This is a genomic window from Bradyrhizobium guangdongense (assembly GCF_004114975.1).
GTDB classification, from domain to species: Bacteria; Pseudomonadota; Alphaproteobacteria; order Rhizobiales; family Xanthobacteraceae; genus Bradyrhizobium; species Bradyrhizobium guangdongense.
Genome location: NZ_CP030051.1, coordinates 4,447,855 through 4,474,089 on the forward strand (window position 1 = coordinate 4,447,855; position 26,235 = coordinate 4,474,089).

A 26,235-nucleotide genomic window follows, 5' to 3' on the forward strand; every position below is an offset into this window, starting at 1 on the left:
GGCGTCAAGGCTGCGCCCACGGGGCCTTGGAATGGACGTAGACGCCCGTGGAACCGCTCAACGCACGCTCGATGCTCGATGCCGCGACCAGCGCCGCGGCCAAGCCGGCTGAGCAACCTTTTGTCGAACGCCGCCGCCGCCTGACGCCTGCTGCACTCGAGGTCGTCAACCAGAAGGTCGCCCGCGCCTATTCGCCGATCGTGATCACCGGCATCGCGCGAGCCGTCGATTTTGTCCTGCTGAGCGCGGTCGGCATCGCGGTCTATCTCGGCTACGTCATGCCGCTCGCCGGCTTCAGCTGGCTTTATCCGATCGAGATCGTCGCCGTCGCGGTCGCCGCCGTGGTCTGCTTCCAGGCGGCGGACATTTATCAGGTGCAGCTGTTCCGCGGACAACTCCGGCAAATGACGCGGATGATCTCGTCCTGGTCGTTCGTCTTCCTGATGTTCATCGGCATCTCCTTCTTCGCCAAGTTCGGCAGCGAAATCTCGCGGCTGTGGCTGGCCGCCTTCTACTTCCTCGGCCTCGCCGCGCTGGTTGCCGAGCGCCTCGTGCTGCGTTCGCTGGTTCGCAGCTGGGCGCGCCAGGGCCGGCTCGATCGCCGCACCATCATCGTCGGCTCCGACCACAATGGCGAGCAGCTGGTCGAAGCGCTGAAGGCGCAGGAGGATTCCGACATCCACGTGCTCGGCGTGTTCGACGACCGCAACGACAGCCGCGCGCTGGACACCTGTGCCGGTGCACGCAAGCTCGGCAAGGTCGACGACATCGTCGAATTCGCCCGCCGCACCCGCGTCGATCTGGTGCTGTTCGCCCTGCCGATCTCGGCGGAGACGCGCATCCTGGAGATGCTGAAGAAGCTCTGGGTGCTGCCGGTCGATATCCGTCTGTCCGCCCACACCAACAAGCTGCGCTTCCGCCCCCGCTCCTACTCCTACCTCGGCAAGGTGCCGACGCTCGACGTGTTCGAGGCGCCGATCACCGACTGGGACCTGGTGATGAAATGGCTGTTCGACCGCGTCGTCGGCAGCCTCGCGTTGCTCGCCGCATTGCCGGTCATGGCGCTGGTTGCGGTGGCGGTGAAACTCGACAGCCCGGGGCCGGTGCTGTTCCGGCAGAAGCGCTTCGGTTTCAACAATGAGCGCATCGACGTCTACAAGTTCCGCTCGATGTATCATCACCAGGCGGACCCGACGGCCTCGAAAGTCGTGACCAAGAACGATCCGCGCGTCACCCGCGTCGGCCGCTTCATCCGCAAGACCAGCCTTGACGAATTGCCGCAGCTCTTCAACGTGGTCTTCGCGGGCAATCTCTCGCTGGTCGGTCCGCGTCCGCACGCCGTCCAGGGCAAGCTCCAGAGCCGGCTGTTCGACGAGGCCGTCGACGGCTATTTCGCCCGCCACCGCGTCAAGCCCGGCATCACCGGCTGGGCCCAGATCAACGGCTGGCGCGGCGAGATCGACAACGAAGAGAAGATCCAGAAGCGCGTCGAGTTCGACCTCTATTACATCGAGAACTGGTCGGTGCTGTTCGACCTCGTCATTCTCCTGAAGACGCCGCTCTCGCTGCTGACGAAGAACGAGAACGCGTATTGAGTTTGCTGACGCCGAGCCTCGCTGTCATCGCCCGGCTTGGCCGGGCGAACCAGTAATCACCGGCAGGAGAGCCTGCCACGACGGCACGGAGTACTGGATGCCCGGGTCAAGCCGGGGCATGACAGCGGAAGTTGTGTGCACGAATAGCGTGAGCGTGTGATGGCGTATGCGGCGACAGCCGGTGGAATGAAGATAGCCGCACCGGCTGCGCCCGGCGTCCTGGCCCTTCAGCGCGCGCTGGTGTGGCTGGTCGGGGCCTCAGGCGCGATCGTCTTCATCGAGCCAAGTCCCTACGAGATCGCGACGCTGCTCGCCACGGTGATCTTCTTCGCCACCGGCTTGCGATTGCGGCTGGTGCTGATGCCGCTGGTGCTCGCCCTCGTCCTGCTCAATGTCGGCTACACCATCAGTGCGATCCCGCTGCTCGATCAGTCCGAGGTCGCAAGCTGGATCGCGACCTCCTGGTACATGGCGGTGACCGTGGTGTTCTTCGCCATGATCACGTCGGAGGACACGGCGGCACGGCTCGACATGCTGCGCCGCGGCCTGGTGGTCGGCGCGATGGTTGCCTCGCTCTCGGCGATCGCCGGATATTTCAATTTCGTTCCGGGCGGCCACGACCTGCTGACGCTCTACGAGCGTGCGCGCGGCACGTTCAAGGACCCGAACGTGCTCGGCGCCTTCCTGATCCTGCCGGCGCTGTTTGCGCTCCAGAGCGTGGTCTCGGACAAGCCGGCAAAGGCGTTCCGCAACCTCATCGCCTTCGGCATCATGTCGCTGGCGATTCTGCTCGCCTTCTCGCGCGCCGCCTGGGGCGGGCTGGTCCTGACCGCCGCCTTCATGCTGGCGCTGATGGTCTTGACCAGCCGCACCAACGCGCAGCGCTCGCGCATCATCATCATGGCCGTCATGGCGGTCGTGCTGGGCCTCGCGCTGATCGCGGTGCTGCTGTCGTTCGACTCTATTGCCGAGATGTTCAAGCAGCGCGCGAGCTTCGACCAGAGCTACGACGAAGGCCGCTTCGGCCGCTTCGGCCGGCATATCCTGGGTGCGGAGATGGCGCTCGACCTGCCGTTCGGCATCGGTCCCCTGCAATTCCACCGCTTCTTCCCCGAAGACACCCACAATTCCTATCTGAATGCCTTCATGTCGGGGGGCTGGCTCTCCGGCGTTTGCTATCCCGCGCTGGTCTTCACCACCGTGATCACGGGCTTCCGGCACATCTTCGTCCGCGTGCCCTGGCAGCGCGCCTATCTCGCGGTGTTCTCGGCCTTCGTCGGCACTGTCGGCGAAAGCTTCGTGATCGACACAGACCACTGGCGGCATTTCTGGATGATGCTGGGCGCGATGTGGGGCATGATCGCGGCCGCGCAGGCCTACAAGATCACGGCTTCGGACGACGCTTCTTCAGCTTGAGATCGGGACGCTTCTCCGGCGGCGTATCAAGCAGGGTCTTCAGCGCCGCGGTCGCCGCGACCACGCCCTTGTAACCTTCATTGGCGAAACGCAGCAGCAGCCGCAGTTCCTCGTCGGAGTAGCCACTGAACACCTTCTCCAGCGCCTGCTGCATCGGCACGTAGAGCTGACCGATCTTCATGGCAGTCTCCGGCACGACGGCGATGTAGACCTTGCGGCGATCGGCCTCATCACGCTCCCGCCGCACCAGCCCTGCCTTCTCCAGTCGGTCGACCACGCCGGTGATGGCCCCGGTCGTGAGGCCCGTCACTTCGGCGAGGCGGCCTGCAGTCACGCGACCCTCGAGATAAAGAATGTCCATGCATTCGAGATCGGAATTGGCAATCCCGGCGACGTTCGCAACGGTTTGCCCATAGAGCACGCCCTGCGCGGACGAGCGCCGCATCGCCTCTTCCAGTTCCCCCAGCAACGCCGCGCGCGCCTTCGTCCTTGACAAGGCCGACCTCATATCTTAGTCGATATATATCTTAGTCACTAAGAGATTTAGCGACCGTAATTTCTCCTAGCACCACGGAAACGTCGGGAGCAAGCCAATGCCTCATCGTCCCCGCAAGGCCCTGATTATCGGCGCCGGCATCGCCGGGCCCGTCGCCGCGATCCTGCTGCGCCGCGCCGGCATCGAATCGGCAATCTATGAAGCCTGGCCCTACGCGAAGGGCAGCGGCGGCGGGCTGCAGATCGCGCCGAACGGCATGCATGTGATGGACGAGATCGGGCTCGCGGACGAGTTGATCAGCCGCGGCTCGATCGCGGAATCCTTCGACTTCTATTCGCAAGGCGGTGACAAGCTCGGCTCGATCAACCGCGACATGGAACGGCGGTTTGGCCAGCCGGCCGTCAATATCTGCCGCGCGGCGCTGAACGAGATTCTTATCGACAAGGCCTGGTGCGCCTGCGTCTCGCTCTATTTCGACAAGCGCCTGATCAAGATCGAGGATCGCGGCGACCAGCCTGTTATCGCCTATTTCGCCGACGGCACCACCGCCGAGGGCGACTTCCTGATCGGCGCCGACGGCGTGCATTCGGTCACGCGGCGCCAGGTGGTGCCTGATGGTCCGAAACCCTTCAACACCGGCCTGATCGGCTTTGGCGGCTTCGTGCCGCACGCCGTGCTTGACGGAAGGCCGGTCGGCCGCCACGTCGAGACCACGTTCGGGCAGAGCGGCTTCTTCGGTTACGGCTATTGCAGCCCGGATCCGAAGCACGGCGTGATGTGGTGGAGCACGCAGCCGGCGCATGGCATGGACGCCGCGACGTTCCGCGCCCTCGATCAGCGCACGCTGAAGCAGCATCTGCGCGGCTTCCATCACGGCTGGCACGATCCCATCCCCGCCATCATCGATGCGGCCGAGAACATCATAGTCACCGACACGCTCGACGTCGCGACCCTGCCGACCTGGTCGCGCAAGCGCTCGCTCCTGATCGGCGATGCCGCGCATGCGACGAGCCCCCATGCCGGCCAGGGCGCTTCGCTGGCGCTGGAAGATGCGATGCGGCTCGCCCGCCTGATGCAGGAGGGCCAGGAGCTCACCGCCACGTTCCAGGCCTTCGAGGCCGAGCGCCGACCGCGCGCGGAAAAGATCGTTGCCATCGCCCGCCGCAACGGCAACAACAAGCGCGAATTCAGCGCCACCGGCGCGTGGATACGCAATCAGATGATCAAACTGCTGTTGCCGCTGGGATCGAAGGGCATGGATTTCATGTACGCCTATGACGCGCGGGCGGCGTAACAGAAACGGTGCCGTAGGGTGTGCAAAGGCGCAACGCGCCGTGCCCACCATCTCTCTCCAAGCGTGACAACGGCGGGCACGCTTCGCTTTGCCCCCCTACGAGAGCTGACCTAGCCTTCCACATCAAACCTCAACCCGGCATGGTCGACCAGCCGCCTGATCAGCTTGTGCTGCATCGCTGCGCCCGGCGTCCACAGACCGGGAGGCACATCCGGCGCGTCGCGCAGAAGGCAGATGGCGCATTCGGAAATCATCTTCGCCGTTGACGCATAACCGGGGTCGAGATCGCCTTTCACGGCCGCGCGAACCTGGCGCCCGTCCGGCGCGATCGCGATATAGAGCAGGTCGTAATGACCGGCGTCGCGCTCTTGCTTCGAAGGTCCCTCGCCCGGCTTGAGCGCCTCAGGGCCAGTCTTTTCACTATTGGCGGCCATCACGCGCTTGGCGTTGGCCAGCCCTTCGTCGCCCGGCCCCGTCAGCACCATCTCGTCGTAGACAAAGTCCCGGCCATAGGGGAATCCCATCAGCATGTTGGAGCGATGGACATTGCGGGTGTTCAGCATCGCCATCGCGAACGGAGCGGACCAGGATTGCAGGTCTTCCTCGAAAACAGGCTTGTTGCCGCGCGGCTGCCTGGGTCCTTCGAAGCCTGGCGTGAGTGCAAAGGGATCCTTGAGGATCGACACCAGGCTGAGATCCTGCGCAACCGCTTCGAAGGTGACTCGCGCGCTCGCCGAGGTGCCGCCGGAGAACTTCCAGCTGAGGTCGCGGACGCGCCCCTTCACGCGTGGCGCCGATGCCCCGAACACGCGCCTCGCTTGCTCCTGCACGAAGAACGCGCCGAGTTCGAACGGCATGGAATCGAAGCCGCAGGAGAACATGATGCGCGCCCCGCTCGCCTTTGCGGCCGCCTCATGCCTGTCGATCATCTGCTTCAGCCAGATCGGCTCGCCGCAGAGGTCCATGTAGTCGGTGCCGGCAGCGACGCAGGCGGCAAGCAGCTCGGACCCATAGAGCTGGTATGGACCAACCGTGGTGACGATCAGCTTCGCCTGATCGACCATTGCCTGCAACGACACGGGGTCGGCCGCGTCCGCTACGATGAGCGGCGTGTCCGCGGGCGCGCCGATGGCATCGCGAACGGAGGCGAGCTTGTCTCTGCTGCGTCCCGCCAACGCCCATGCCGGAGCCCCGTCACCCACATAGTTCGCAGCGAGATATTCGGCCACGAGCTGGCCGGTGTATCCGGTTGCCCCGTAGACGACGATGTCGAACTTTGCGGACACTGGCCTTACGCTTCCACCTCGAATGTCAGGCCCGCATTGTCCCGCAGCCGCTTGATCAGCTTGTGCTGCATCGCCGCGCCCGGGGTCCAGAAGCCGGCGGCAACGTCCGTTGCATCGCGCAGCATGCAGATCGCGCATTCGGAGATCATCTTCGAGGTCGAGCCGTAACCAGGATCGCGATCGCCGGTGACGCCGGCGCGAACCATGCGGCCATCAGGCGCGATCGCAACATAGAGCAGATTGAACAGCCCGTTCTCGCGCTCTTCCTTCGACGGCCCCTCGCCCGGCTTCGGCGCGCTCGGACCTGTCTTCTCGGCATTGGCCGCCATCACGCGCTTGGCGTTGGCCTCGCCCTTCTCGCCGGGTCCGGTCAAAACCATTTCGTCGTAGACGAAGTCGCGGCCGTAGGGAAAGCCCATCAGCATGTTGGAGCGGTGGACGTTGCGGGTATTGATCAGCGCCATCATGAACGGCGCCGCCCAGGATTGCAGGTCTTCCTCAACGAGCGGCTTGTTGCCTTTCGGCTGCTTCGGGCCGGCAAAGCCCGGCGTCAGCGCGAACGGATCGTTCAGGATCGCGATGAGGCTCATGTCCTTGGCAACAGCGTCAAAGGTCGCCTTTGCACTCGCGGCGGTGCCGCCCGACAGCGTGCCGCGCATGTCGCGCACGCGCCCCTTCACGCGCGCCGCAGGAGCGCCAAACACACGCTTGGCCTCTTCCTGCACGAAGAACGTGCCGAGCTCGAACGGCACGGAATCGAAGCCGCAGGAGAACACGATGCGTGCGCCGCTGTCCTTCGCAGCAGCCTCGTACTTGTCGATCATCTGCCGCATCCAGATCGGCTCGCCGCAGAGGTCGAAATAATCCGTACCGGTCGCGACGCAGGCGGCGAGCAGTTCCTCGCCGTAGAGCTGATATGGGCCGACCGTCGTGATGACGGACATCGTCTGTTCCGCCATCGCCTTGAGCGAAGCCGCATCGGACGCATCGGCGACGATCAGCGGCGTAGCGGCAGGCGCGCCGATTGCGTCGCGCACGGATTTCAGCTTCTCGAGGCTGCGACCCGCCATCGCCCATTTCAGCGAGGCATCGCCCTTATAGTGCGTCGCCAGATATTCGGCGACGAGCTGGCCGGTGAAACCGGTCGCGCCATAGACAACGATGTCGAACTTCGCAGAGCTCATGGTCGGCCTTTACTTCTTTGCGTAACTCACGCCCATGCCGGCGCGGACGTCGCTTTGAATTCCATAGGGCGGGATCGGATAGCGCAGGCCGTTCTTGGCCAGCGCCTTCATGCCCTCGATTGCCTTGGCGAGATGGGAGGGCTTCAAGGCCATCAGCATCTCCTCGTCCGGCACGCCGCCATAGCGCCGTTCGGCATAGCATGGCAAGGACAGGCTGGGCTCGCCGGTCTTGAGCGCCCGTCCCCAGGAATCCGCGCAGGCGGTCTCGCCGACCACGCCCCATTCGAACTTCTTGTAACCGGTATATTGCAGCCCGTTGATCAGGATGATCATCTGGCCGGGCGTCGCATAGACGAGGCAGATGTCGGGCGGATTGAGCCGGCCGCTTGCGAGCGGGCTGACGGCGAGCGCTTGATATTGTCCGAAGGGAACCACGTCCAGGGCTTGCTGGCGCTTGCGCGCATCTTCCGCCGTGCCGTGCCAGACGCCGACATAGTTCTCTCCCGCGAGCCATTTGTCGTCCTGCGGCGCGAGGCCGATCACCGCGCGGCACTGCGCGCCGACAAGATCCTCGCCGGTAATGCCGACGGTCCACCCGAGGCGCGAGGCCATGCTGACGATCTGATCGGTGGTGTGAACCGCATTCGGCCGCCGGATTTTCGGGATCGCCTCCATGTCCGCAGCATGCGCGAACAGCTTCATGCCTGTTACCGTCGTCTTCAGCCGCAACAGGCTGTTGAGATCGGCGACGAGGCCGGCAAGGTCGATCGTATCAGCGGCTTGCTGCTGCATGGCATCCTCCCGACGCGGACGTTTTGCTTCTGAGGCCAGTTCTAGTCCTTGGCCGGCCCGGGAAGCAACTCGCTGGTTCTGCCCATGAGGCGGTAGGCCACAAGGCCGATCCATTCGCGCATGGCCACCTCGGTGCGGCCGAGACCATCAGCGCTGACATTGGTGAACGAGAACAGATCGTCGCGTCCGCCCATCCGCCAGTCGACAGGATAGGCCTGGACGTCAAATCCGGCCTTGCGGAAAATTCCGATCGAACGCGGCATGTGATAGGCCGAGGTGACCAGCAGCCAGCGCTGGCCCGGCTTCGGCGCGACCAGGCGCTTGGTGAAGATCGCGTTTTCGTAGGTGTTGCGCGAGTCCCGTTCGACGATCAGGCGCTCCCTCGGAATGCCGATGCTTTCCAGGATCGGGACCGAATAGTCGGCCTCCCTGGCGCCGGTCGAAATCAGGTTCGCAGAGCCACCCGTGAAAACGATCCGCGCATTCGGATAGCGGCGCGCAAGCTCGGCCGGTGCGAGCAGGCGATCGGCTCCGTGCGTGACCACCGGCGTCCGATGCGCCGCCGACAGATCGGTATCGACGGAGCCGCCCAGCACGATGATGCCGTCGGGGGCGCCGCGCGCGGGATCCCACGGAGGAAAGCGCGACTCCAGCGGATAGAGCAAGAGATTGCCGAGCGGCGAAAAGGCGGCGAGTGCGAGCAGGACCAGTGTGGTCGCGGCCAGTTTCCGACCGAGCCCGGCAAAGCGCGTTGCCATCAACACGACCGAGATGATCCCGAGCTCGACCAGAAGATTGATCGGCAGCACGGCCGCGCCGAGCGTTTTGGAAAGAACGAAGAACAGGAGAAACCTCGCTTGAGTGATCGGGTGCGGCTTGACCTGCCCCCTTGTCATCAGAAATCTTCTTGGGAGAGGATCGATTGTCCGGTCAAGCCCCGGCATACATGATCTCGTGACAAGGTCCGATGAAACCGACTGGACGCGGCAAATGACCCAACACCACCTGCATTCAAGTCCCGAAACCTGCCATTGGGGCTTCTTTGAAGCCGCGCTTAAACCGGTCCTCACCATTGCCAGCGGCGACGAGGTGATTGTCGATACCATCAGCGGCGGTCCGGACATGCTGCCCGACCGCAGCAAGTTTCACGTTCCGCCGGAGATGCTCGAGGTTCATGCCAGGAACGAGCGGATGCTCCCCGGCCATATCCTGACCGGCCCGATCGCGGTCGAAGGCGCCGAGCCCGGCGATGTCCTCGCCGTCGAGATCCTCGACGTCCAGCTGCGGCAGGACTGGGGCTGGAATCTGATCAAGCCGCTGTCGGGCACCCTGCCCGACGATTTCCACGAGACGCGCATCCTCAACATCCCGCTCGACCGGACACGGATGGTCGGCCGGATGCCGTGGGGCCTCGACCTGCCCCTGAAGCCGTTCTTCGGGGTGATGGGCGTGTCGCCGCCCCCGAGCTGGGGCCGCATCTCTTCGCTCGTGCCACGCGCCATGGGCGGCAATCTCGACAACAAGGAGCTCGGCGCCAGCGCCACATTGTATCTGCCGGTCTTCGTTCCCGGCGCGATGTTCTCCTGTGGCGACGGCCATGGCGTTCAGGGCGACGGCGAGGTCTGCGTCACCGCGATCGAGACGGCGCTGCAGGGCCGATTCCGGCTGACGCTGCGCAAGGATTTGCGGTTCGATTACCCGCGTGCGGAAACGCCGACCCACTACATGACGATGGCGATGGACCCCGACCTCGACCAATGCGCGGTGCGGGCGCTGCGCGACATGATCATTTTACTCGGGGAGCTCAGAGGCCTGTCGCGCGAGGACGCCTACACGCTCTGCAGTCTCGCGGCCGATCTGCGGGTGACCCAGACCGTCAACGGCTCGAAGGGCATCCATTGCATGATCGAAAAAGCGATCGTGCACGGCTAAGCCCGCCCACATCTTCTGACCTGCTGCCCCCAACAAGCCGCGCGGGATTCCGCGCGGCGCGGGCAGGCGCATCCTTTTCCCGTGCGATTCCAATGCGCTGAACCACCGTACCAGCCCGGATTTGACTTCCGCCCCTGAACCTAAATAGAGTCTTAATCGTTACTTTTATGTACCCGAGTAAGAGGCTAGCGTTCGGCCATGGCCACCGAAAAAGCCGAGACTGACCGCATTCCCGTAACCTTGGCGCTCTCGACCATCACCTACCTGGAGAAGTTGGTGAGACAGGGCACCCACGGCACCAGCGTTCCCGGCGTCGCACGGACATTGATCGAGGAAGGCATCCGTCTCGCCATCAAGGACGGGCTTTTGTCGATTCGCGACAATGGCAGGACGTGAGCGCGCGACGCGCTTGATGCGGACGGATCTCGGCGACTAGTGGCCGGATGTCGCAACCTGGGACCGTACAAATGCCTGCTCTCTCACCGACCTGGACCGTTGAACGAATTGAACTGTTGAAGCGGCACTTCGAGGCCGGATTGTCGTGCCGCGAGATCGCCGCCGATATCGGCGTCAGCCGCAACGCCGTGATCGGCAAGCTGTCGCGATTGAACCTCACGCGCGGCCGCTCAGTCGACGAGCGCAGACTTCAGGACAGAACGAGCGCGCCGCGCGCGCCGAAAGCGGTGCCCCGGCTGCAATTCGAAATGCTTGCTACGATCTACGGCGAAGCGGACGCACCCGTAGTGACCGGCCCGATCGACGACGCCAATCGCTGCTCCCTAATGGAGCTTCGCGAATACAGCTGTCGCTGGCCGATTTCGACGCCGGGGGCCGAGGATTTCCGCTTCTGCGGTAACGCCGCGCAGGACGGCCAGCCCTATTGCACCGGCCATAGCCGCCTGGCCTACCGGCCGAACTCGCGCGGCCGCCTCATGCGCGGCTGACGCCAGCCCCACTCGACAACGAAAAACCTCCGGCAGGGCACTACCGGAGGTTCTTGGAGGCTTAGCGTGAAGCTAAGAGCCGTGACTTTCGAAATCGGCTGCGAGCCATATAGCTGAGCAACTCAGGTAAGTAAATAAATTTGGCGCAATCAAATCGCATAGCTCGTCTTCGTTGCTTGCGCAGACGGCTTCTGATTTTCGCAACCGGCGTTCCCATCAAGAAAAGGCCCCGGCGGTGTCCCGCCGGGGCCTGGTCAGATCGTCGGAAAACCTGAGCTTACCAGTTGCGCTGGGCGCGCAGCAGCATGCTGTAGGTGTCCTGATCCTTCAGCTCGTAGGTCGCGGCGGGCTTGCCAACCGAGGTCAGCGCCGGCGTCGTGATCGTGCCCGAGTACTTCTGGTCGAGGTGGCTGTAGGTGAAGTCAGCCGAGAAGGTCAGGTTCTTGACCGGCGTCCAGCGAGTGATGACACCGACCTGGCCGATATTGAAGTCCGGGTTGCAGGTGCCGGTCAGGGTCGCGAACGCGGCGCTGCCGCAGATCAGGCCCTTGGCCGTGCCGCTGTAGTTCACAGCCGCCCACGCGCCGTACAGTCCCGTGTTCCAGTACGGATTCCAGTTGTGGGTGTAGGCACCACGGAAACCATAGGTCTTGGTCAGCTCGAGGCTGCCGCCCGGCGCGAACACCGCGTCAGACACGCCGGCGAAGCCGATGCTCTGATAGGCCGCGTTCGAGCTGCCGAACATCGAGTAGCTGGTCGCGGTCAGCTCCTGGAAGTTGTAGCGGCTCGCACCCTCGGTGTAGACGCCCTGCACGTTGATCACGTCGCCGGCACCGGTCGGGATGTTCTTGATCGACAGAGCGAGCTGGACCGCCCAGCCCCACTTGTCTTCGGGGTGACCGGTCGTCTCGGTCGCGCCATAATAGCCGACATGATTGTCGTGGGCGGCGACCGACGCCTGGAACAGACCCCAGGCCTGATCGACGCGGATGTTGCCGACGATGTCGGGGGCTCGCGTGCCGCCGAAATCGCTGGACCCATAGGCGCCGCCGAGCACGCCGGTGGTCGACATCCCTGCGACGTTCCAGAGGTTGGTCTGGAAGATCTGCGTCTGGTCCTGAACCGAGATCGTGCCCGACACGCCCTGACCGAAATCGGCGGTGTAGGTGGCCTGCGGAACGCCGTTGGTGGTGCCGCTGCCGCCGACCAGCTGGTCGAAGTTGTTGCCGGGATAGTTGATCCAGGGCGCGTCGAACTGCGACACCGCCTTACCGAGGGTGAAGCCGGCGAACTGGATGAAGGCGTAGTAGACGCCGAGCGAACCGCCCGAGATCGCGCCGTCGGTACCGTTGACGGAGCCGCCGCCCGAACCGACGAGGCCGGTGCCGGCCGCGTTGAGACCGAGCGTGCTGCTGTACTGGGTCGCGCCCGTTCCCGAGCCGGTGCCGACATAGTTGCCGGTGGTCCAGGTGAAGACCGCGTCGAAATAGGTGCGGACTACGCCGTATTCGGTCGCGCTGCGCGTGTCGATGTTGAGATCCTCACGAGCGCGCAGCGAGTAGTAGTTGTTCAGGCGGTTGTTCGCCGCGAACACGCCGTTGTACTGGGCACTGTAATTGCCGCCGGCATTGAGCGCGACTTCCGCACGCAGATAGCCGCCGAGCTTGATGCAGGTATCGGTGCCCGGGATGTAGTAGAAACCCGCACCGTACAGCGAGCAGATCTTCACGTATTCGACCGCCTTGGCCTTGACCGGAAGATCAGCCGCCTGAGCTCCACCGACGGCGATCAGACCCGCCGCAGTGCCGAGCAAAAGGCTCTTCACCACTTTCATTTAAAACCTCCAAGCTGCTCATTTTGCGGAGACCGGACCATGAGGCCCCCCAGATCCCCGTCTCTTCAAATCCGCTCGGCCGCTTCGCGCTTCCGGACACACCCGCATTCGACGCGAGGGACGTGAGCGAACCACCTGCAACGGGACGATCGAGAACCCCCCACCGCCATGGGCTACTATGACTGCGCTATTCCATTAATCAAAATACTTTATTAGATCAGCTTTATGGTTTTGGAAACTCTGTGTCTGCGGCGCAACACACTGCACGTGCGCGAATCCTGACCTGCTCATATTTGTAATTTCCGTGACAAAATAATCCTGCTCTGCACTTGCGTCAGGGCAGACTTGCGTGGACTATGGCCGTCGCGAACACCGGCCAGACAGAAATTCAGCCTGCGGGAGTGACGCTGTGTCAGCGACGAGGAAAGAAGGGGCGCGCCTCCGCTCCGTCGGCAATCTCGATATCATCAGGCGCTTCACCTGGGAGATATCGTCGATCAACATGTATCTGGAGGAGCTGCGTCAGTTCTGGGCGAGAACGCTGGGCATCAGCGGGCCGCAATGGCTGATCCTGATGGCGATTTCCGACCTCGACAAGGACGACGGCGTTCCCGTCAACGTGGTCTCGAAACTCCTCCACGTCGATCCGTCGTTCGTCACCACACAGTCCAAGCTTCTCGAAAAGAAGGGACTGCTGCGCCGCCGCCCCTCACCGACCGACGCGCGCGTGGTGCGACTGTCGCTGGTCGAGAAGACTCAAAAGCACATCGCCAGCCTCAACGAGCAGTACAAGACAATTCGCGAATTCGTCTTCCAGGAGTTCGACGAGAACGAGCTGACCGAATTCACCGCCAAGCTCGCGATGCTGAAGACCCGGCTTGAAAAGGCCTGCGTCAGGATATCCCTCGACTTCTGAGGCGTCCCGTCTCCCGGGCCGCAGATCGCGCTCAGATCCGCCGGCCAGCGGCACCGAGTCGCGATTCGAGCCAGTCGAAGATGTATTCGTTGGCAAGGCTGGGATTGTCGGCATGCGCTTGTGCGGCGCCAGTCTCCTCGGCGGTGAACACTTTCAGCACGATGTCCGAGCTGCCGAGCCGGGATTTCTGCACGATCTGCTGCGCCCGGTCGGCCTTGAGCCAGCCGTCCTCGCCGATGGTGATCAGCACCGGACATTCGGCACTGGAGGCCATCAGCGGCGCATGCGGCACCGGCACGATGCTGAGATCGCTCATCGCAAAACGGCTGGCAAAGAACGAGCGCTCGTGCAGGTCCCACAAGCCCCCGTCGCAGACAGCCGCGGCCAGGCGCGGCTCCTGCAATACAGAACGCGCCACGAACGAAGAGCCCCACCCGTCCGCCACGATCGCGACGCGATCGAAATCGACGTCGCTGCGTAGCTCCAGGTAATCCATCACGCTGCCGATCGAGCTCTCGAGATCGCCTCGCTGCAACAGCATGTCGGCGTAATCGTCGCGCTCGTCGCCGAGCAGATCGAGCGCCAGCATCGCAAAGCCCCGCTCGCGCGCATGCGGAGCGAGCTTGACCAGGAACTCCTCTTTGCGATGTCCGGGTTCGCCGATGCAGATCACGGTCGGCGCGCGACCGTTCGTCGCGGGCGCGGGCAGGAAGTAACCCTGCAGCGCGTGTCCTTCGACCCACGGGATCGTCACGACCTCGCCGGCCGGAGCGCGCGCCGAGAGGTAATTGCGGGCGCATTCCTGCATCGCGAGCACCGCAACCCAGCGTCGCTCGTCGGCCGGATCGAGCGGCATCGCGGCCGCGCCGTAGTAGTTCATGGCGCGCAGCCAGTTGCGCTGCGCGGTCACCAGATGTCCTTGGGCGAAGGCCGCCTCGGCCCGATGCCGGTTGGCCTGCGCCAGCTTCTTCCACTCGCGATGCCAGGACTGCTCGTCGCCGCGCTTCAGCTGGCGAGCGATCATCAGGCATTCGGCGATGGTGGCGCCGCCCTCCTGGGCCGCGGTGAGCAGCCGGGTGAATTCAGCGGAGATATCCTCTCTCTCCGGGCAGAGGATGAAATCATCGGAGAGGCATGCGGGTATCATCGGAGCTACGCTCGATCGTGGCGTTACCTCTGTTTGACTAGACTATTTTGGTTCGCCAACCAAGCTGGCCTGCTTCAAATGAGGCATGTTTGAGATCACCATCGCTTGAACGCGGGAATATCGCCGCATGCGTGACATTCCGCTTCGTCATAAGAAGGTAAAGATCACCGCGACGCCGAGACAACTGGCTGCCGCGCCTCTTGCGATGATGATCGTCATTCCTATATAGGCGCGCGATCGCGGCCGGTCTCAGCCAAGCCGCCAGCCGACTTCCTGGGTAAAGCTTTCGTAGAAGGCGCGGTCGTAGACCTGCTCCGGCGTCGCGCGGACGCGCTCGTCGAGGCGCTTTGCGTCTTCACCCACCAGGATGCGCCACCGCTCGGCTTTCACGCCGTCAAGGATGATTTTGGCGGCTTGCGCGGCCGTGGTCGGCGCATCCTCGAGAAAGCTGCGGGCCCGCTCGGCGAAGACCGCCTGAATGTCCTCGTCCGACATTTTGTCAGCATCTGGCACCCCGGCGGCGACCATCCGCTTGCGCGTCAGAACGACTTCGTCGGCGTTGAGACGCTCCGATCCGTCGGCGCTCTGCACCTTGCGTGAGTTGGAGACGATCGAGGTGCCGATATGGCCGGGCATCACCACCGAACATTTGACATGCGGCGCGTGCAGACGGAGATCGTTGATCAGCGCTTCGGTAAATCCTTTCACGGCGAACTTCGCCGAGCTGTAGGCGGTGTGCGCCTGGTTCATGCCGATCGAGGCCCAGAAGCCGTTGACGCTGGCGGTGTTGATGATGTGGGCTTCGTCCGCCGCAACCAGCATCGGCAGGAAGGTGCGGACGCCGAGATAGACCCCGCCCCAGCAGATGTTGAAGGTGCGCTCCCATTGCTCGCGCGTGTTGGTGAACAGGCTGCCACCGCCGCCGATGCCGGCGTTGTTGAATAGCAGATGGATCTTGTCCGCCTTCTGCTGCTCGGAGAGCTCGTCGCGAAAACGCTTGAGATGATCCTCGATCGACACGTCGGCGACATGCGTCGTGACGCGCAGGCCCTGCGGTAGCTTCTCGGTCTCGCACAGTCGCTTGGTTTCGGCCATGGCGGCTTCCGAGACGTCGCACATCGCGACGTTGCAGCCCTCGGCAACGAGCTGCCGGGCGAGCTCACGCCCCATGCCCGTGCCGCCACCGGTGATGACGGCGATCTTTCCAGCAAATGCCTTCATGGGACTTTCGGCCCCTCCCCTTGTCGGTCTGTTTCTTCGTCGTTGGCGCGACGCGCGCAAAATGTAGCAGCGCCGCACCCGCAGGTAAAAGCGGATCGGCGCTGCCGGTTCACATCGGTTATTTCGGCGTGCGGACTATTCGGCCGCCTCGATCTGCCGCCCGTCGAGCGCGCCAAGCGCTTCCAGCGCCTTGCGAGTCGCCGCCTGCTGCGCAGGTGACGCCTCCGGCATCGGTGCGCGCGGATAGGTCATGGGCAGGCCCTGGAGCGTCTGCGCGTAACGCGTACAGGCCGGCAGATTGTCGGCAATGATGGCGTTCCACAGCGTCAGCAGCTTCTTGTGCAATTCGAGCGCGCGCGGATGATCGCCTGCCTTCACCGCATCCCACAGCGCCACGGAGGCGTGCGGCGCGGCGGTCAGGATCGCGGCGATCGAGCCATGGGCGCCCAGCGTGTAGGAGGGATACATCAGGGCATCGACCGCGCTGAAGATCAGCTTGTCGGGCGCCATCATCATGAGATCCGCGAACAGCTTGAGATCGCCCGCGCTCTGCTTCACGCCGATGACCAGCGGTACTTCGGCCATGATCCGCGTCAGCAACGCCGGCGACAAATACGACCACGGGACTACGTTGTAGATGATGATGGGCATGCCGGTCTCGTCGGCCATGGCGCGGAAATGCGCGACCATCGCATCGTCATCCGGCTTGAACAGGTAATGCACCGGCGTCACCTGGAGCGCTGCGACATTCATGTCGCGCACGAGCTTGCCGCGGCGGATCGCATCGCGCGTGGAATCGACGATGATGCCGGCGATGACGGGAATGCGCCCCTTCACCGCCTCCACCGTCGCCGCCATCAGATCGCGATATTCCTCGTGGTCGAGCGTGTGGCCCTCGCCGGTCGAGCCGCCGGCGGCAACGCCATGCGCGCCGGCGCCGATCATCCAGTCGACTTGCGGCGCTATGAGCCGATAGTCGATCTCGCCATCTTTCCGGAACGGGGTCGTCATCGGCGGGATCACGCCGGATGGTCGTGCCTTCATCGTCTGCCCTCGCGTTTCCATTGTCGTGTCACGGTCCCGCTCTTTTGACGGGTATTCCGCACGCCGCAAAGCCTATCGGCTCGGCCGTTGCTGTGAAGGGCGGCTGACGCGGCACTGCCCCCACAATCGCTCATCTCTGCTCTCTTCTCTGCGGGTTCCCCGTAGTTCCCCGGCTTCGGTTTACGGGCAATTTTTTTACAATCCGAATCGTCAAATGGGGACGCTGGGGCGAGCAGGCCCAGCCAGCGTGTCGTATCAGGCACAGGCTGTGGCACTCGGCTTGCATCCCCCTCGTGGTCGAAACTACCAATGAGGTGACTGGAATGTTCATAACCGTCGTTGCCGTGCTCTGCCGGCTTGGCGCTGCTGCCTCGGGCAGCTGTGTCGAGGAAATCGTGACCGACAGCAACATGACGCCCGATATGTCGATGATGGCGTGCGCGGTCGGTGCCCAGGCCCCGCTTGCAAAGTGGATGGGCGAGCACCCGATCTATCACGCCAACTGGCGCCTCGAGCGCTTCAAATGCGTGCCGGGTCATTACGAGATCAAGGGCCATGCCTAGGACCCCGCAAAACTACTGATACCGAGGAAACGCCCGGGGGCCGCTCTTGCCCTTCCGTGCGACACGATCAGCACCAAAGTCTGCCTGCGCCAACGTCTCGCCCGTGGCGCCCATTGTGATTTCAGTCACGTTCTCTGTTCAAGCCACCGCCCGCAAAATCATCGCACGCGCGCGCCGGCCCTCCGGCGTCGGCATCATCGCGTAATTGTGCGGCTGATCCCGCCACAGATGCAGCTCGACCGGCACGCCTGCCGCCCGCGCGCGCACGGCGAGATCGGCGCTGTCAGGGTAAAACAGATCGCGCGTGCCGGAGAAGATCGTCATCGGCGCAAGCGAACGAAAGGCACCGTTGAGCGGGCTGACGAAGGGATGGCCGACATCAAGCTCGCCGGCATAGAGCCTTCCCGCTTCGACAATCCCGGGAATGTCCTGGATCGGATCGCGCGCTGCAAGATCCGCTTGCTCAGGGCGGCTCACAGACGCGTCAACCCCGGGCGAAATCAATACCAGCCTGCTCGGCTGCCGATGGCCGTGATCGCGCAGCCATTGGCACGCAGCAAGCGCGAGACCCGCGCCGGCCGAGTTGCCGACCACCGTGACCTTTGCAGACCCTGCGTCCTCCAGCAGCATGCGCAACAGCTCAGCCGTCTTTGGCACGACCTCTTTGGCGGTGGCGCGCGGCGCAAGCGGATAGATCGGCACGACGCAGACGATTCCGGCCTTGCGCGTCATCTGGCCGACAAAGCGCCAATGCGCCGGCGCGATCTCGTTGATGTAGCCGCCGCCATGCAGGAACATGACGTGGTTGCAGCCCTCATGCCCCGAGGACGGCGCGGTGTAATAGACCGGCCAACCACCCATCTTGGTCAGGATCGCCTCGACGCCGCGGCCGAGCCCCACCGGCTCGAACGAGGCCGGCTGCAAGGCAAGCCTCTGCACATGAGCCTGCACGGCCTCGGCCGACCCAAGCTGCTGCTTGTAGGGAAGCAACCGGAGCAGCAGGTTGAAGACTTGGCTCTGCAAGCTCGGCGCAGGATCGTGCCGGGCCGGTGGACCGAAGATGCAGCTGCCCGGGCAAAACTGCAGGGCCGACACGATCCTGGCAACGCTCATGGCCACATCCCCATCCGGCTCCTTGGACACGGCGACAAAGAGGCTTGCCGATCCGTCGCCACTTGCCAATATAATGCGAGCATTCACTCGCTTTTCCTACTCGCATTAGATCACAAGGCCGTGGCCAGCAAACCGCCTACAACACCTCGGAAAAATGCCTCGCAGGAACGATCCCGCGCCACGGTCGACGCGCTGATCGAGGCGACTGCTCGCATTCTGGTCCGGGAGGGTTTTGAAAAGACGAGCACCAACCGCATCGCCGAGGTCGCCGGCGTCAGCGTCGGCTCGCTCTATCAATATTTTCCGGGCAAGGAGGCGCTCGTCGCCGCCGTGATCCACCGCCACCAGGAGGAGATCATGGCCATCGTCCGCACCACACTCCGCGAAATCGCGGACATGCCGATCGAGAAAGCCGTGCGCCGCCTCGTCAGCGTCGCGATCGAAACCCACCGCATCAACCCGAAACTGCAGCGCGTCCTCGCCGAGCAGATCCCCCGCGCCGGAAAGCTCGACAGCGAAGCCTTCATCCGCGAGGTCCACAGCCTGGTGCGCGCCTATTTCGAGAAGCATTGCAAGGAACTGCGCAAGATCGATCTCGACATCGCAACCTTCATCTGCGTCAGCACAATCGAAGCCGTGGCGCACAATGTGGTGCTGAACCAGGCAGAGGTGTTGCCGGAGAAGATGGTGAAGGTGCTGGTGGAGGAGACGACGAGGATGGTGGTGGGGTATTTGAGGTAGCTGGCGATGGACCCTCGCCCTGACCGCCACGCATGCGGCACTGGCTGACGCGGGCTCCGCACTGACCGTCAATCCACCCGACAAATGATCTGAAAAAATGGTCGGAGCGAGAGGATTTGAACCTCCGACCCCTAGTCTCCCAGACTAGTGCGCTAACCGGGCTGCGCCACGCTCCGAACGTCGTTCCATTAGCTAGGATCGGCGCGATGCGCAAGGCGAGCCGCACCATTTTGATGGCCCTCGAGACCGGCTCGGAGCCGATCGTCATCGGAACCACCGGCAGAGCCGGGCCGAATGCAGCCCTACCCGTCCTTCAGCGCTTGATCCAGCATCTCCTTGCAGGCGACGAGGTCGGCGAGCACCCGTCCGAGCCGTTCCCGATCCAGCGCGCTGGGGCCGGCGGGCGCGGCGGCAGCGCCGCCCTTGCGGAAGGTGGTGAGGATCTCCTCGTCGTCGACCTCCGTGAAGCGGAAGTCGATGCCTTCCTCTTCGTCGCCCTGGTAGTCGTCATCGTCGGTGTCAGTGACGCCCTTGATGGGGGCTTCGTCCTCAGGCTCCATCAGGCTGGCGCCGATGGCGTCCTCGATCGCCCCGAACGAGGCCGCAGCCGCGCCGTCGGCCAGGCCCTGCACCGATTTGACGCCGTGCTCCTTCAGGATCCGCTGCACCCCGCGGATGGTATAGCCCTCCCCGTAGAGCAGCCTGCGGATGCCCTTGAGCAGGTCGACGTCGTCGGGGCGGTAATAGCGACGGCCGCCGCTGCGCTTCATCGGCTTGATCTGCGAGAAGCGGGTCTCCCAGAACCGCAGCACGTGCTGCGGAATGTCGAGCTCCTGCGCTACTTCGCTGATGGTTCGGAACGCGTCCGGCGCCTTGTCCAAATGCCAATCCTTTCCGGAGGGCTGTTAGGCCTCTTGAGGAGCCTTGGTGGCGTCACCATTGGTGCGGTGCTGCGCGTTGATCCGCTGCTTCAGGATCGCCGAGGGCTTGAACACCATCACCCGCCGCGGCGAGATCGGCACCTCGGTGCCAGTCTTCGGGTTGCGGCCGATGCGCTGGCCCTTCTTGCGGACCATGAAGGACCCGAACGAGGACAGCTTCACCGTCTCGCCCTTCTCAAGGCAGTCGGTGATCTCCTTCAGCACGAGTTCCACGAAGGCGGACGATTCCGTGCGCGACAGGCCCACCTTTTGGTAGACGGCTTCGCACAGATCAACTCGCGTTACGGTTTTGCTGGTCTCGGTCATCGCCCTGCCCCACATCACGGCGAACAATTGTTGTCTGAAATTATGAGCTTACGATACGGCGGTCAACAGCGCTCATCAATGCAGACGCATCGATAATCCGAGCTAATTCCGGCAAAATTTTATCTGATGTGGCTTTACCACCGCACCAGCGCGGAGCCCCAGGTGAAGCCGCCGCCCATGGCTTCCAGCAGAACCATGTCGCCGCGCTTGATGCGGCCGTCCTTGCGCGCCACGGCCAGCGCCAGCGGGATCGAGGCGGCCGAGGTGTTGCCATGACGGTCGACCGTCAGCACCACCTTCTCCGGCGCGATATGGAGCTTGTGGGCGGATGCGTCGATGATTCGCTTGTTGGCTTGGTGCGGCACGAACCAGTCGATGCTGTCGGCATTGAGGCCGGTCGCCTGGAAGGCATCGACGATCACGTCGGTGATCATGCCGACCGCATGCTTGAAGACCTCCCGGCCCTCCATGCGCAGATGGCCGACGGTCTGGGTCGAGGACGGCCCGCCATCGACGAACAGCTTTGCCTTGTGCCGGCCGTCGGAGCGCAGATGCGTGGTGACGACGCCGCGGTCGGTCGCGGCATTGCCCGGCTGCTCCTGCGCCTCCAGCACGACCGCGCCCGCGCCGTCGCCGAACAGCACGCAGGTGCCGCGGTCGTTCCAGTCGAGGATGCGCGAGAAGGTCTCGGCCCCGATCACCAGCGCGCGCTTGTAGGCGCCGGTGCGCAGGAAATTGTCGGCGGTTGCGAGCGCGAACACGAAGCCGGAGCACACCGCCTGGAGATCGAACGCCGCGCCGTGATTGATGCCGAGCGCATTCTGCACGGCGACTGCGGTCGCTGGAAAGGTGTTGTCCGGCGTCGAGGTCGCCAGCACGATCAGTTCGATCGACTGCGCGTCCACGCCGGCGTCCGAGAGCGCGGCCTGCGCCGCCTTGATCGCCAGATGGGAGGTGAATTCGCCTTCGGAGGCAATGTGCCGTTCGCGAATGCCGGTTCGCTGCACGATCCACTCGTCGGACGTGTCGATACGCGCCGCCAATTGGGCGTTGGTCACCACCTGCTCCGGCAGGTAAGAGCCGCAGCCGAGCACGACCGAACGAATTTGAGTCACGAAACAGCCTCCTGCGCGGATTGCACGGAATTGAGTGCACCACCCTCGCGGTTGAGCATCTGATTGATCTTGTTCAGGAGATCGTAGTGAGCCATCTCATAGCCAACATCGATCGCATAGGCAAAGCCTTCGGCGTTGATTCCGCCGTGGCTTTTGACGACAAGCCCGTTAAGTCCCAGCAACACGCCGCCGTTCGACTTGTTCGGATCCATCTTGTCACGGAGGGCCTGGAAGGCCTTGCGGGCAAAGACATAACCGACCTTGGACAGCCAGCTGCGCTGGATTTCGTTGCGGAGTAAGTCCGCCATCTGACGCGCGGTTCCTTCGGCAGCCTTGAGCGCGATGTTGCCGCTATACCCTTCGGTCACGATCACATCGGCCACGCCCTTGCCGATGCCGTCGCCCTCGACGAAGCCGATATATTCGAGTTCGGGCAGGTTCATCGCGCGCAGGATTTCGCCGGCCTCGCGGATCTCCTCATGTCCCTTGATTTCCTCGGTACCGATGTTGAGCAGGCCGACGGTGGGGCGTTTCTTGTCGAACACCACGCTCATCATGGCCGCGCCCATGATCGCAAGCGCAACCAGATGGCGCGCATCGCCGCCGATGGTGGCGCCGAGATCGAGCACGACGGACTCGCCGCGCCGGGTCGGCCAGATCGCGCTGATGGCCGGACGGTCAATGCCCGGCAGCGTGCGTAGATGGAACCGGGCCATCGCCATCAGCGCGCCGGTATTGCCGGCGGAGACCGCGACGTCGGCCTCGCCCTTTTTCACAGCGTCGATGGCAAGCCACATCGAGGACGTCTTGCGGCCGCGCCGCAGGGCCTGACTCGGCTTGTCCGAGCCGCTGACGGCGACGTCGGTATGGATGATCTTCGCAGCGGCCTTGAGCTCGGGGTGCCGGTCGAGCTCGGGCTCGATCTTGGCGCGGTCCCCGACCAGCAGGAATTCGGTATCGCGGTGCCTCCGAAGCGAGATGGCGGCGCCTGGAATGACCACGGCAGCACCGTCATCGCCCCCCATGGCGTCCAGCGCGATGCGAACCTTGCTTGGCATAGAAGTCCCGGAAACCTGGTCTGGTGCGGTCTTGAATGAGCGGGCCGCAAAAAATGGGTACGCCACGGACATGGCGACCGGCCAAGCGCCACGCCGCACCCGGACCGGGGCGGACAATAGCGTTTTGTTATCCCGAAACAACCTCTTGCCCCCAGCCTTTTGGACTAAGGGCGATCCCGCGGCAGGCCGCCAAAACTCGCAATAACTATTATATATCAAGAAGATAATAAAATATCTGAAACCAGCCCCGTAAACACTTCGCCTCCCCTGGCAAAGCGGTCTTACGGGGAATGCCCAGCTATTTGCCCTTCTTCTTACCCTGCTTGTTGTCCTGAAGCGCCTTCAGCGCTGCGAACGGATGGTCCTCGGGGTCGGGCGCGATGACTTCGGCTTCGAACACGGCGCCAGGCTTGCGAGGATACGGATCGATCGCGAGGAACAGCGCATCGGTCGCGATCCGCCCGAGATCGATGATCCCGTTGACGATGGCCTCCGGGGGATCGGCGACCTCCGGCGGGTCCTCGCCGTCCTGGCCTTGCTCGATCAGGTCCTCCAGCCGCCGCGTTTCGGCCTCGGGCGCAAAGGTCAGGTCGACCTCCTCGTCGATCTCGCTCTCGATCGGATCGAGCGTGACGACGCAGATCTGGCCGACCCTAGCCCGGACGCGGCCGGTGACCTGGACCCGGCCACCGCTCTTCGGCACGACGTCGAAGTCGGCATGGGCCGACAGGATGTCGCGTAGGCCCGCGAGATCGGCCATGGCCTGGCGCTCGGCCCCCGATGCTTCAAGCGCGCGGTGCAGGCCGGTATCGGGAATCTGCGCTACCGCCACGGGCGAGCGCCAGGGATCGGGTTGGGATCCGGTCATCGGTCGATTCATGACGTCTCGCCCTCCCGAAGCTGTGCGGGAAATTTGAAGGATCCGAGCAGCAGCGCCGGATCGCCGGTCCGGTCGAGATCCGCATTCGCGGCCTCTGCATAGACGGCCAGCCGCTGTGCGTGATCCATCCCTGCCCCATTCAAGATATTCTTGCAGATCGCCTGCGCCAGCGCCTCAGTGCCTTTATCGATGGCCTGGTCGTAGGCCTGGACGCGGCCGTAAAAGGCCTCGCCGAACGCCCGCATCCGTTTCGGGACTGTCTGGTCGCCCACGCCCATCTCGCGCAGATTGTCGTCCATGTCCTCGCAGAAGCGGTCGAACAGCGCTTGCGACAGCCCAGCCCCGCCTTGAACCGTCCGCAGCCGCCGCAGCAACAGCCAGAGGTGCAGGAGCAACAGATCGAAACGCCCATTAACCGTATCCGGTACGCCCAACTCCCGGTAAAATATGGGTTCTCGCGCCTGCGTCACGATCATGCCATAGATGGCCTCAATGGTGCCGGCCGGGGCTAGCCGGGGTTTCCTGAAGTGATTGAACGGCCAAAGCATTGTGATTTCCGCAAGCGGGCGCGCGCGAGTTGCATTCAGAGCCTCCGCCCGGTACTTCAGCGCCTCGCGCGACGCAAGGGGACGGAATCAGTTCCGCTATGACCATAACGAACCAGACCAGCCTGCGCGCAACTCGGCGGCGCGGCCTTCATGCGGCTTGGCGCGGCCTGCGCATGCTCGCGGCCGTGACCCTGGTCGGTGCTGCCCTTGCAGGCTGCGCCGGCGAGCAGTTCCAGAAGGGCTACATCCTGCCGCCCGGCGCGCTGGAGCAGATTCCGATCGGCGCGAGCCAGGATCAGGTGCTGATCGTGATGGGCACGCCCTCCACCGTCGCGACGCTGGACGGCGAGGTGTTCTATTACATTTCGCAGCGCTCCGAGCGCATGGTTGCGTTTATGAATCAGAAGGTGGTCGACCAGCGCGTGATCGCGATCTATTTCGACAAGAACCGGCGTGTGCGCCGGCTTGCGAATTACGGCCTGCAGGACGGCAAGATCTTCGACTCCATCAGCCGCACCACGCCGACGTCGGGTCAGGAGATGAGCTACCTCGCGCCGCTGTTCAAGCTGCTCAGCTTTAACTGAGTCTTCAGCCTGCGGCGTCGCGCCGCTCTTTGCGCAACACGTGCGGGCGTGTGCGACTTGCCGTTGCACGCTCGGTTCCCTACGCTCTCTGCAAAACAAAGCCGGGAGTGGATTCGTGCCCAACAAAAGTTTGTCCCGCCGTCGCCTGCTCGCCGGTGCCGCTGGTCTGTCGGCTGCAGCCATCCTGCCGCGATCGAGCCTTGCGGACTGGAAGCCGACCGAGAACATCCGCATCATCGTGCCGGCCGCAGCCGGCGGCTCGACGGATGTGATGGGCCGCCTGCTTGCTGCCCATCTGCAGTCCGCCTGGGGCCAGACTGCGGTCGTGGAGAACCGCTCGGGTGGCGGCGGAACGATCGGCACCGCCGAGGTCGTTCGCTCCAAGGCCGACGGCCACACCATCCTGATCGGCAATCCCGGTCCGAACGCGATCGCCTACAGCATCTTCAAGAACCTCACCTACAAGCCGGACCAGCTCCAGCCTGTGACCAACATGATCCGGATCCCGAACATCGTGTCGGCGCATCCGAAGACCGGCATCAAGTCCGTCGCCGAACTGATCGCCTATCTGAAAGCCAATCCGGACAAGCTGAGCTACGCCTCATCAGGCGTCGGCCAGAGCCCGCACCTCACCGGCGCCTGGTTTCTCCAGCTCACCGGGCTGAAGATGACGCACATCCCGTTCCGCGGTGCCGGCCCCGCGCTCCAGGCCGCGCTCGCCGGCGACATCCAGATCCTGTTCGACAATCTCTACCCGAGCTTGCCGCAGGTGCAGAACGGCACGCTCAACGGCCTCTGCGTCACCACCACCGAGCGCAGCGAGCTCGCACCGAACCTGCCGACCATGCGCGAGAGCGCGCCGGAGCTTGCGAATTTCGACGTGTCGTCCTGGTTCTCGGTGTTCCTGCCGAAGGGCGTCCCTGCCCCGGTGCTCGAGGCGCTCAATCTCCAGGTCAAGGCGATGCTGGAGCGCGACGACATCAAGAAGCAGATCTCCGCCATGGGCGCCCGCGCCGATTACGGCACGCCACAGCAATTCGCCGAGTTCGTGGACGCCGAGACGAAGAAATTCGCCGGCATCATCCAGAAGGAAGGCTTGCAGATGGACGTGCAGTAGGCGCCGCTCCCCTCATTGCGAGCGAAGCGAAGCAATCCAGACTGCTACAGCGGAAAGACCCTGGGTTGCTTCGTCGCAAGAGCTCCTCGCAATGACGCGGCGAGAGTCTGCGGTCTACCAAACGAAGACCCCGCGGCTTACGCCGCGGGGTCTTGTCTTGTGTCGTTT

27 protein-coding genes and 1 tRNA gene are annotated in these 26,235 nt (G+C 63.8%); 11 read left to right on the plus strand and 17 right to left on the minus strand.

The window, feature by feature from the left end; genetic code table 11:
* Window positions 1-47: 47 nt before the first annotated feature.
* Entirely contained in the window at window positions 48-1,595 is a 1,548-nt protein-coding gene (locus X265_RS21285) for an undecaprenyl-phosphate glucose phosphotransferase (RefSeq protein WP_128966588.1), read from the plus strand.
* Between the two features lie 159 nt (window positions 1,596-1,754).
* Window positions 1,755-3,011, plus strand: a complete 1,257-nt coding sequence (locus X265_RS21290) for an O-antigen ligase family protein (RefSeq protein WP_164938727.1) — start codon at window positions 1,755-1,757, stop codon at window positions 3,009-3,011.
* Here X265_RS21290 and X265_RS21295 read toward each other — a convergent pair.
* The gene (locus X265_RS21295; protein ID WP_164939028.1) at window positions 2,980-3,456 is read right to left on the minus strand and encodes a MarR family transcriptional regulator; all 477 of its coding nucleotides are present in this window, start codon (window positions 3,454-3,456) and stop codon (window positions 2,980-2,982) included. The two genes, X265_RS21290 and X265_RS21295, sit on opposite strands and share 32 nt — an antisense overlap.
* Before the next feature lie 148 nt (window positions 3,457-3,604).
* Here X265_RS21295 and X265_RS21300 point away from each other — a divergent pair, with 148 nt between their 5' ends.
* Complete coding sequence (locus X265_RS21300; RefSeq protein ID WP_128966591.1) at window positions 3,605-4,801, plus strand: FAD-dependent monooxygenase; 1,197 nt, start codon at window positions 3,605-3,607, stop codon at window positions 4,799-4,801.
* A 110-nt stretch (window positions 4,802-4,911) separates the two neighbouring features.
* Here the strand turns inward: X265_RS21300 and X265_RS21305 are convergent, their stop codons facing one another.
* Genes X265_RS21305 through X265_RS21320 form a run of 4 tightly spaced genes read right to left on the minus strand, consistent with a single transcriptional unit; the run spans window position 4,912 to window position 8,872 of the window.
* Window positions 4,912-6,087, minus strand: a complete 1,176-nt coding sequence (locus tag X265_RS21305; protein ID WP_128966592.1) for a saccharopine dehydrogenase family protein — start codon at window positions 6,085-6,087, stop codon at window positions 4,912-4,914.
* Window positions 6,088-6,092: 5 nt separating this feature from the next.
* Window positions 6,093-7,271: a saccharopine dehydrogenase family protein gene (locus X265_RS21310; RefSeq protein ID WP_128966593.1), complete on the minus strand. Its 1,179-nt coding sequence runs from the start codon at window positions 7,269-7,271 to the stop codon at window positions 6,093-6,095.
* 9 nt (window positions 7,272-7,280) lie between these two features.
* A complete protein-coding gene (locus X265_RS21315) occupies window positions 7,281-8,063 on the minus strand; it encodes a DUF169 domain-containing protein (RefSeq protein ID WP_128966594.1) in 783 nt (260 codons plus the stop codon).
* A gap of 41 nt (window positions 8,064-8,104) precedes the next feature.
* Window positions 8,105-8,872: a YdcF family protein gene (locus X265_RS21320; protein WP_164939029.1), complete on the minus strand. Its 768-nt coding sequence runs from the start codon at window positions 8,870-8,872 to the stop codon at window positions 8,105-8,107.
* Window positions 8,873-9,053: 181 nt separating this feature from the next.
* On the opposite strand from X265_RS21320, the gene X265_RS21325 reads away from it, so the two are divergent.
* From X265_RS21325 to X265_RS21335, 3 genes are all read left to right on the plus strand, one after another.
* Window positions 9,054-9,995 (plus strand): acetamidase/formamidase family protein, encoded by a 942-nt coding sequence (locus X265_RS21325; RefSeq protein ID WP_128966596.1) that lies wholly within the window; start codon window positions 9,054-9,056, stop codon window positions 9,993-9,995.
* A gap of 198 nt (window positions 9,996-10,193) precedes the next feature.
* Window positions 10,194-10,391 (plus strand): hypothetical protein, encoded by a 198-nt coding sequence (locus X265_RS21330; RefSeq protein WP_007603456.1) that lies wholly within the window; start codon window positions 10,194-10,196, stop codon window positions 10,389-10,391.
* A gap of 71 nt (window positions 10,392-10,462) precedes the next feature.
* Window positions 10,463-10,939, plus strand: a complete 477-nt coding sequence (locus X265_RS21335; protein ID WP_128966597.1) for a GcrA family cell cycle regulator — start codon at window positions 10,463-10,465, stop codon at window positions 10,937-10,939.
* 277 nt (window positions 10,940-11,216) lie between these two features.
* Here the strand turns inward: X265_RS21335 and X265_RS21340 are convergent, their stop codons facing one another.
* Entirely contained in the window at window positions 11,217-12,773 is a 1,557-nt protein-coding gene (locus tag X265_RS21340; RefSeq protein WP_128966598.1) for a porin, read from the minus strand.
* Between the two features lie 409 nt (window positions 12,774-13,182).
* Here X265_RS21340 and X265_RS21345 point away from each other — a divergent pair, with 409 nt between their 5' ends.
* Window positions 13,183-13,689: a MarR family winged helix-turn-helix transcriptional regulator gene (locus tag X265_RS21345; protein WP_164938728.1), complete on the plus strand. Its 507-nt coding sequence runs from the start codon at window positions 13,183-13,185 to the stop codon at window positions 13,687-13,689.
* A gap of 31 nt (window positions 13,690-13,720) precedes the next feature.
* Here X265_RS21345 and X265_RS21350 read toward each other — a convergent pair whose 3' ends face one another.
* From X265_RS21350 to X265_RS21360, 3 genes are all read right to left on the minus strand, one after another.
* Window positions 13,721-14,836, minus strand: coding sequence for an alpha/beta hydrolase family protein (locus tag X265_RS21350; protein WP_128966600.1), 1,116 nt, complete (start codon window positions 14,834-14,836; stop codon window positions 13,721-13,723).
* Window positions 14,837-15,085: 249 nt separating this feature from the next.
* Window positions 15,086-16,057, minus strand: a complete 972-nt coding sequence (locus X265_RS21355; protein ID WP_128966601.1) for an SDR family NAD(P)-dependent oxidoreductase — start codon at window positions 16,055-16,057, stop codon at window positions 15,086-15,088.
* A gap of 135 nt (window positions 16,058-16,192) precedes the next feature.
* Entirely contained in the window at window positions 16,193-17,101 is a 909-nt protein-coding gene (locus X265_RS21360; protein WP_128966602.1) for a dihydrodipicolinate synthase family protein, read from the minus strand.
* Between the two features lie 323 nt (window positions 17,102-17,424).
* On the opposite strand from X265_RS21360, the gene X265_RS21365 reads away from it, so the two are divergent.
* Window positions 17,425-17,664, plus strand: a complete 240-nt coding sequence (locus tag X265_RS21365; protein ID WP_128966603.1) for a hypothetical protein — start codon at window positions 17,425-17,427, stop codon at window positions 17,662-17,664.
* Window positions 17,665-17,802: 138 nt separating this feature from the next.
* Here X265_RS21365 and X265_RS21370 read toward each other — a convergent pair whose 3' ends face one another.
* Window positions 17,803-18,603 carry an alpha/beta fold hydrolase gene (locus X265_RS21370; protein ID WP_244659353.1) on the minus strand — a complete coding sequence of 267 codons (801 nt, stop codon included), beginning with the start codon at window positions 18,601-18,603 and terminating at the stop codon, window positions 17,803-17,805.
* On the opposite strand from X265_RS21370, the gene X265_RS21375 reads away from it, so the two are divergent.
* Complete coding sequence (locus X265_RS21375) at window positions 18,604-19,518, plus strand: TetR/AcrR family transcriptional regulator (protein ID WP_244659352.1); 915 nt, start codon at window positions 18,604-18,606, stop codon at window positions 19,516-19,518.
* 98 nt (window positions 19,519-19,616) lie between these two features.
* Here X265_RS21375 and X265_RS21380 read toward each other — a convergent pair.
* From X265_RS21380 to X265_RS21410, 7 genes are all read right to left on the minus strand, one after another.
* A tRNA-Pro gene (locus tag X265_RS21380) sits at window positions 19,617-19,694 on the minus strand.
* 126 nt (window positions 19,695-19,820) lie between these two features.
* A complete protein-coding gene (locus X265_RS21385; RefSeq protein ID WP_128966606.1) occupies window positions 19,821-20,399 on the minus strand; it encodes a MerR family transcriptional regulator in 579 nt (192 codons plus the stop codon).
* A 24-nt stretch (window positions 20,400-20,423) separates the two neighbouring features.
* Window positions 20,424-20,765, minus strand: coding sequence for an integration host factor subunit alpha (locus X265_RS21390; RefSeq protein ID WP_177248186.1), 342 nt, complete (start codon window positions 20,763-20,765; stop codon window positions 20,424-20,426).
* 134 nt (window positions 20,766-20,899) lie between these two features.
* Complete coding sequence (locus tag X265_RS21395) at window positions 20,900-21,880, minus strand: beta-ketoacyl-ACP synthase III (RefSeq protein WP_128966607.1); 981 nt, start codon at window positions 21,878-21,880, stop codon at window positions 20,900-20,902.
* Window positions 21,877-22,938: a phosphate acyltransferase PlsX gene (gene plsX / locus X265_RS21400; RefSeq protein ID WP_128966608.1), complete on the minus strand. Its 1,062-nt coding sequence runs from the start codon at window positions 22,936-22,938 to the stop codon at window positions 21,877-21,879. The genes X265_RS21395 and plsX overlap by 4 nt, the downstream gene beginning before the upstream one ends.
* 298 nt (window positions 22,939-23,236) lie before the next feature.
* Window positions 23,237-23,818, minus strand: a complete 582-nt coding sequence (locus X265_RS21405) for a YceD family protein (protein WP_128966609.1) — start codon at window positions 23,816-23,818, stop codon at window positions 23,237-23,239.
* Window positions 23,815-24,366: a ubiquinol-cytochrome C chaperone family protein gene (locus X265_RS21410; protein WP_128966610.1), complete on the minus strand. Its 552-nt coding sequence runs from the start codon at window positions 24,364-24,366 to the stop codon at window positions 23,815-23,817. Before X265_RS21410 ends, X265_RS21405 begins: the two co-directional genes overlap by 4 nt.
* A 98-nt stretch (window positions 24,367-24,464) precedes the next feature.
* On the opposite strand from X265_RS21410, the gene X265_RS21415 reads away from it, so the two are divergent.
* A complete protein-coding gene (locus tag X265_RS21415) occupies window positions 24,465-24,950 on the plus strand; it encodes an outer membrane protein assembly factor BamE (RefSeq protein WP_164938729.1) in 486 nt (161 codons plus the stop codon).
* Between the two features lie 115 nt (window positions 24,951-25,065).
* Window positions 25,066-26,067: a Bug family tripartite tricarboxylate transporter substrate binding protein gene (locus X265_RS21420; protein WP_128966612.1), complete on the plus strand. Its 1,002-nt coding sequence runs from the start codon at window positions 25,066-25,068 to the stop codon at window positions 26,065-26,067.
* Window positions 26,068-26,235 lie beyond the last annotated feature (168 nt).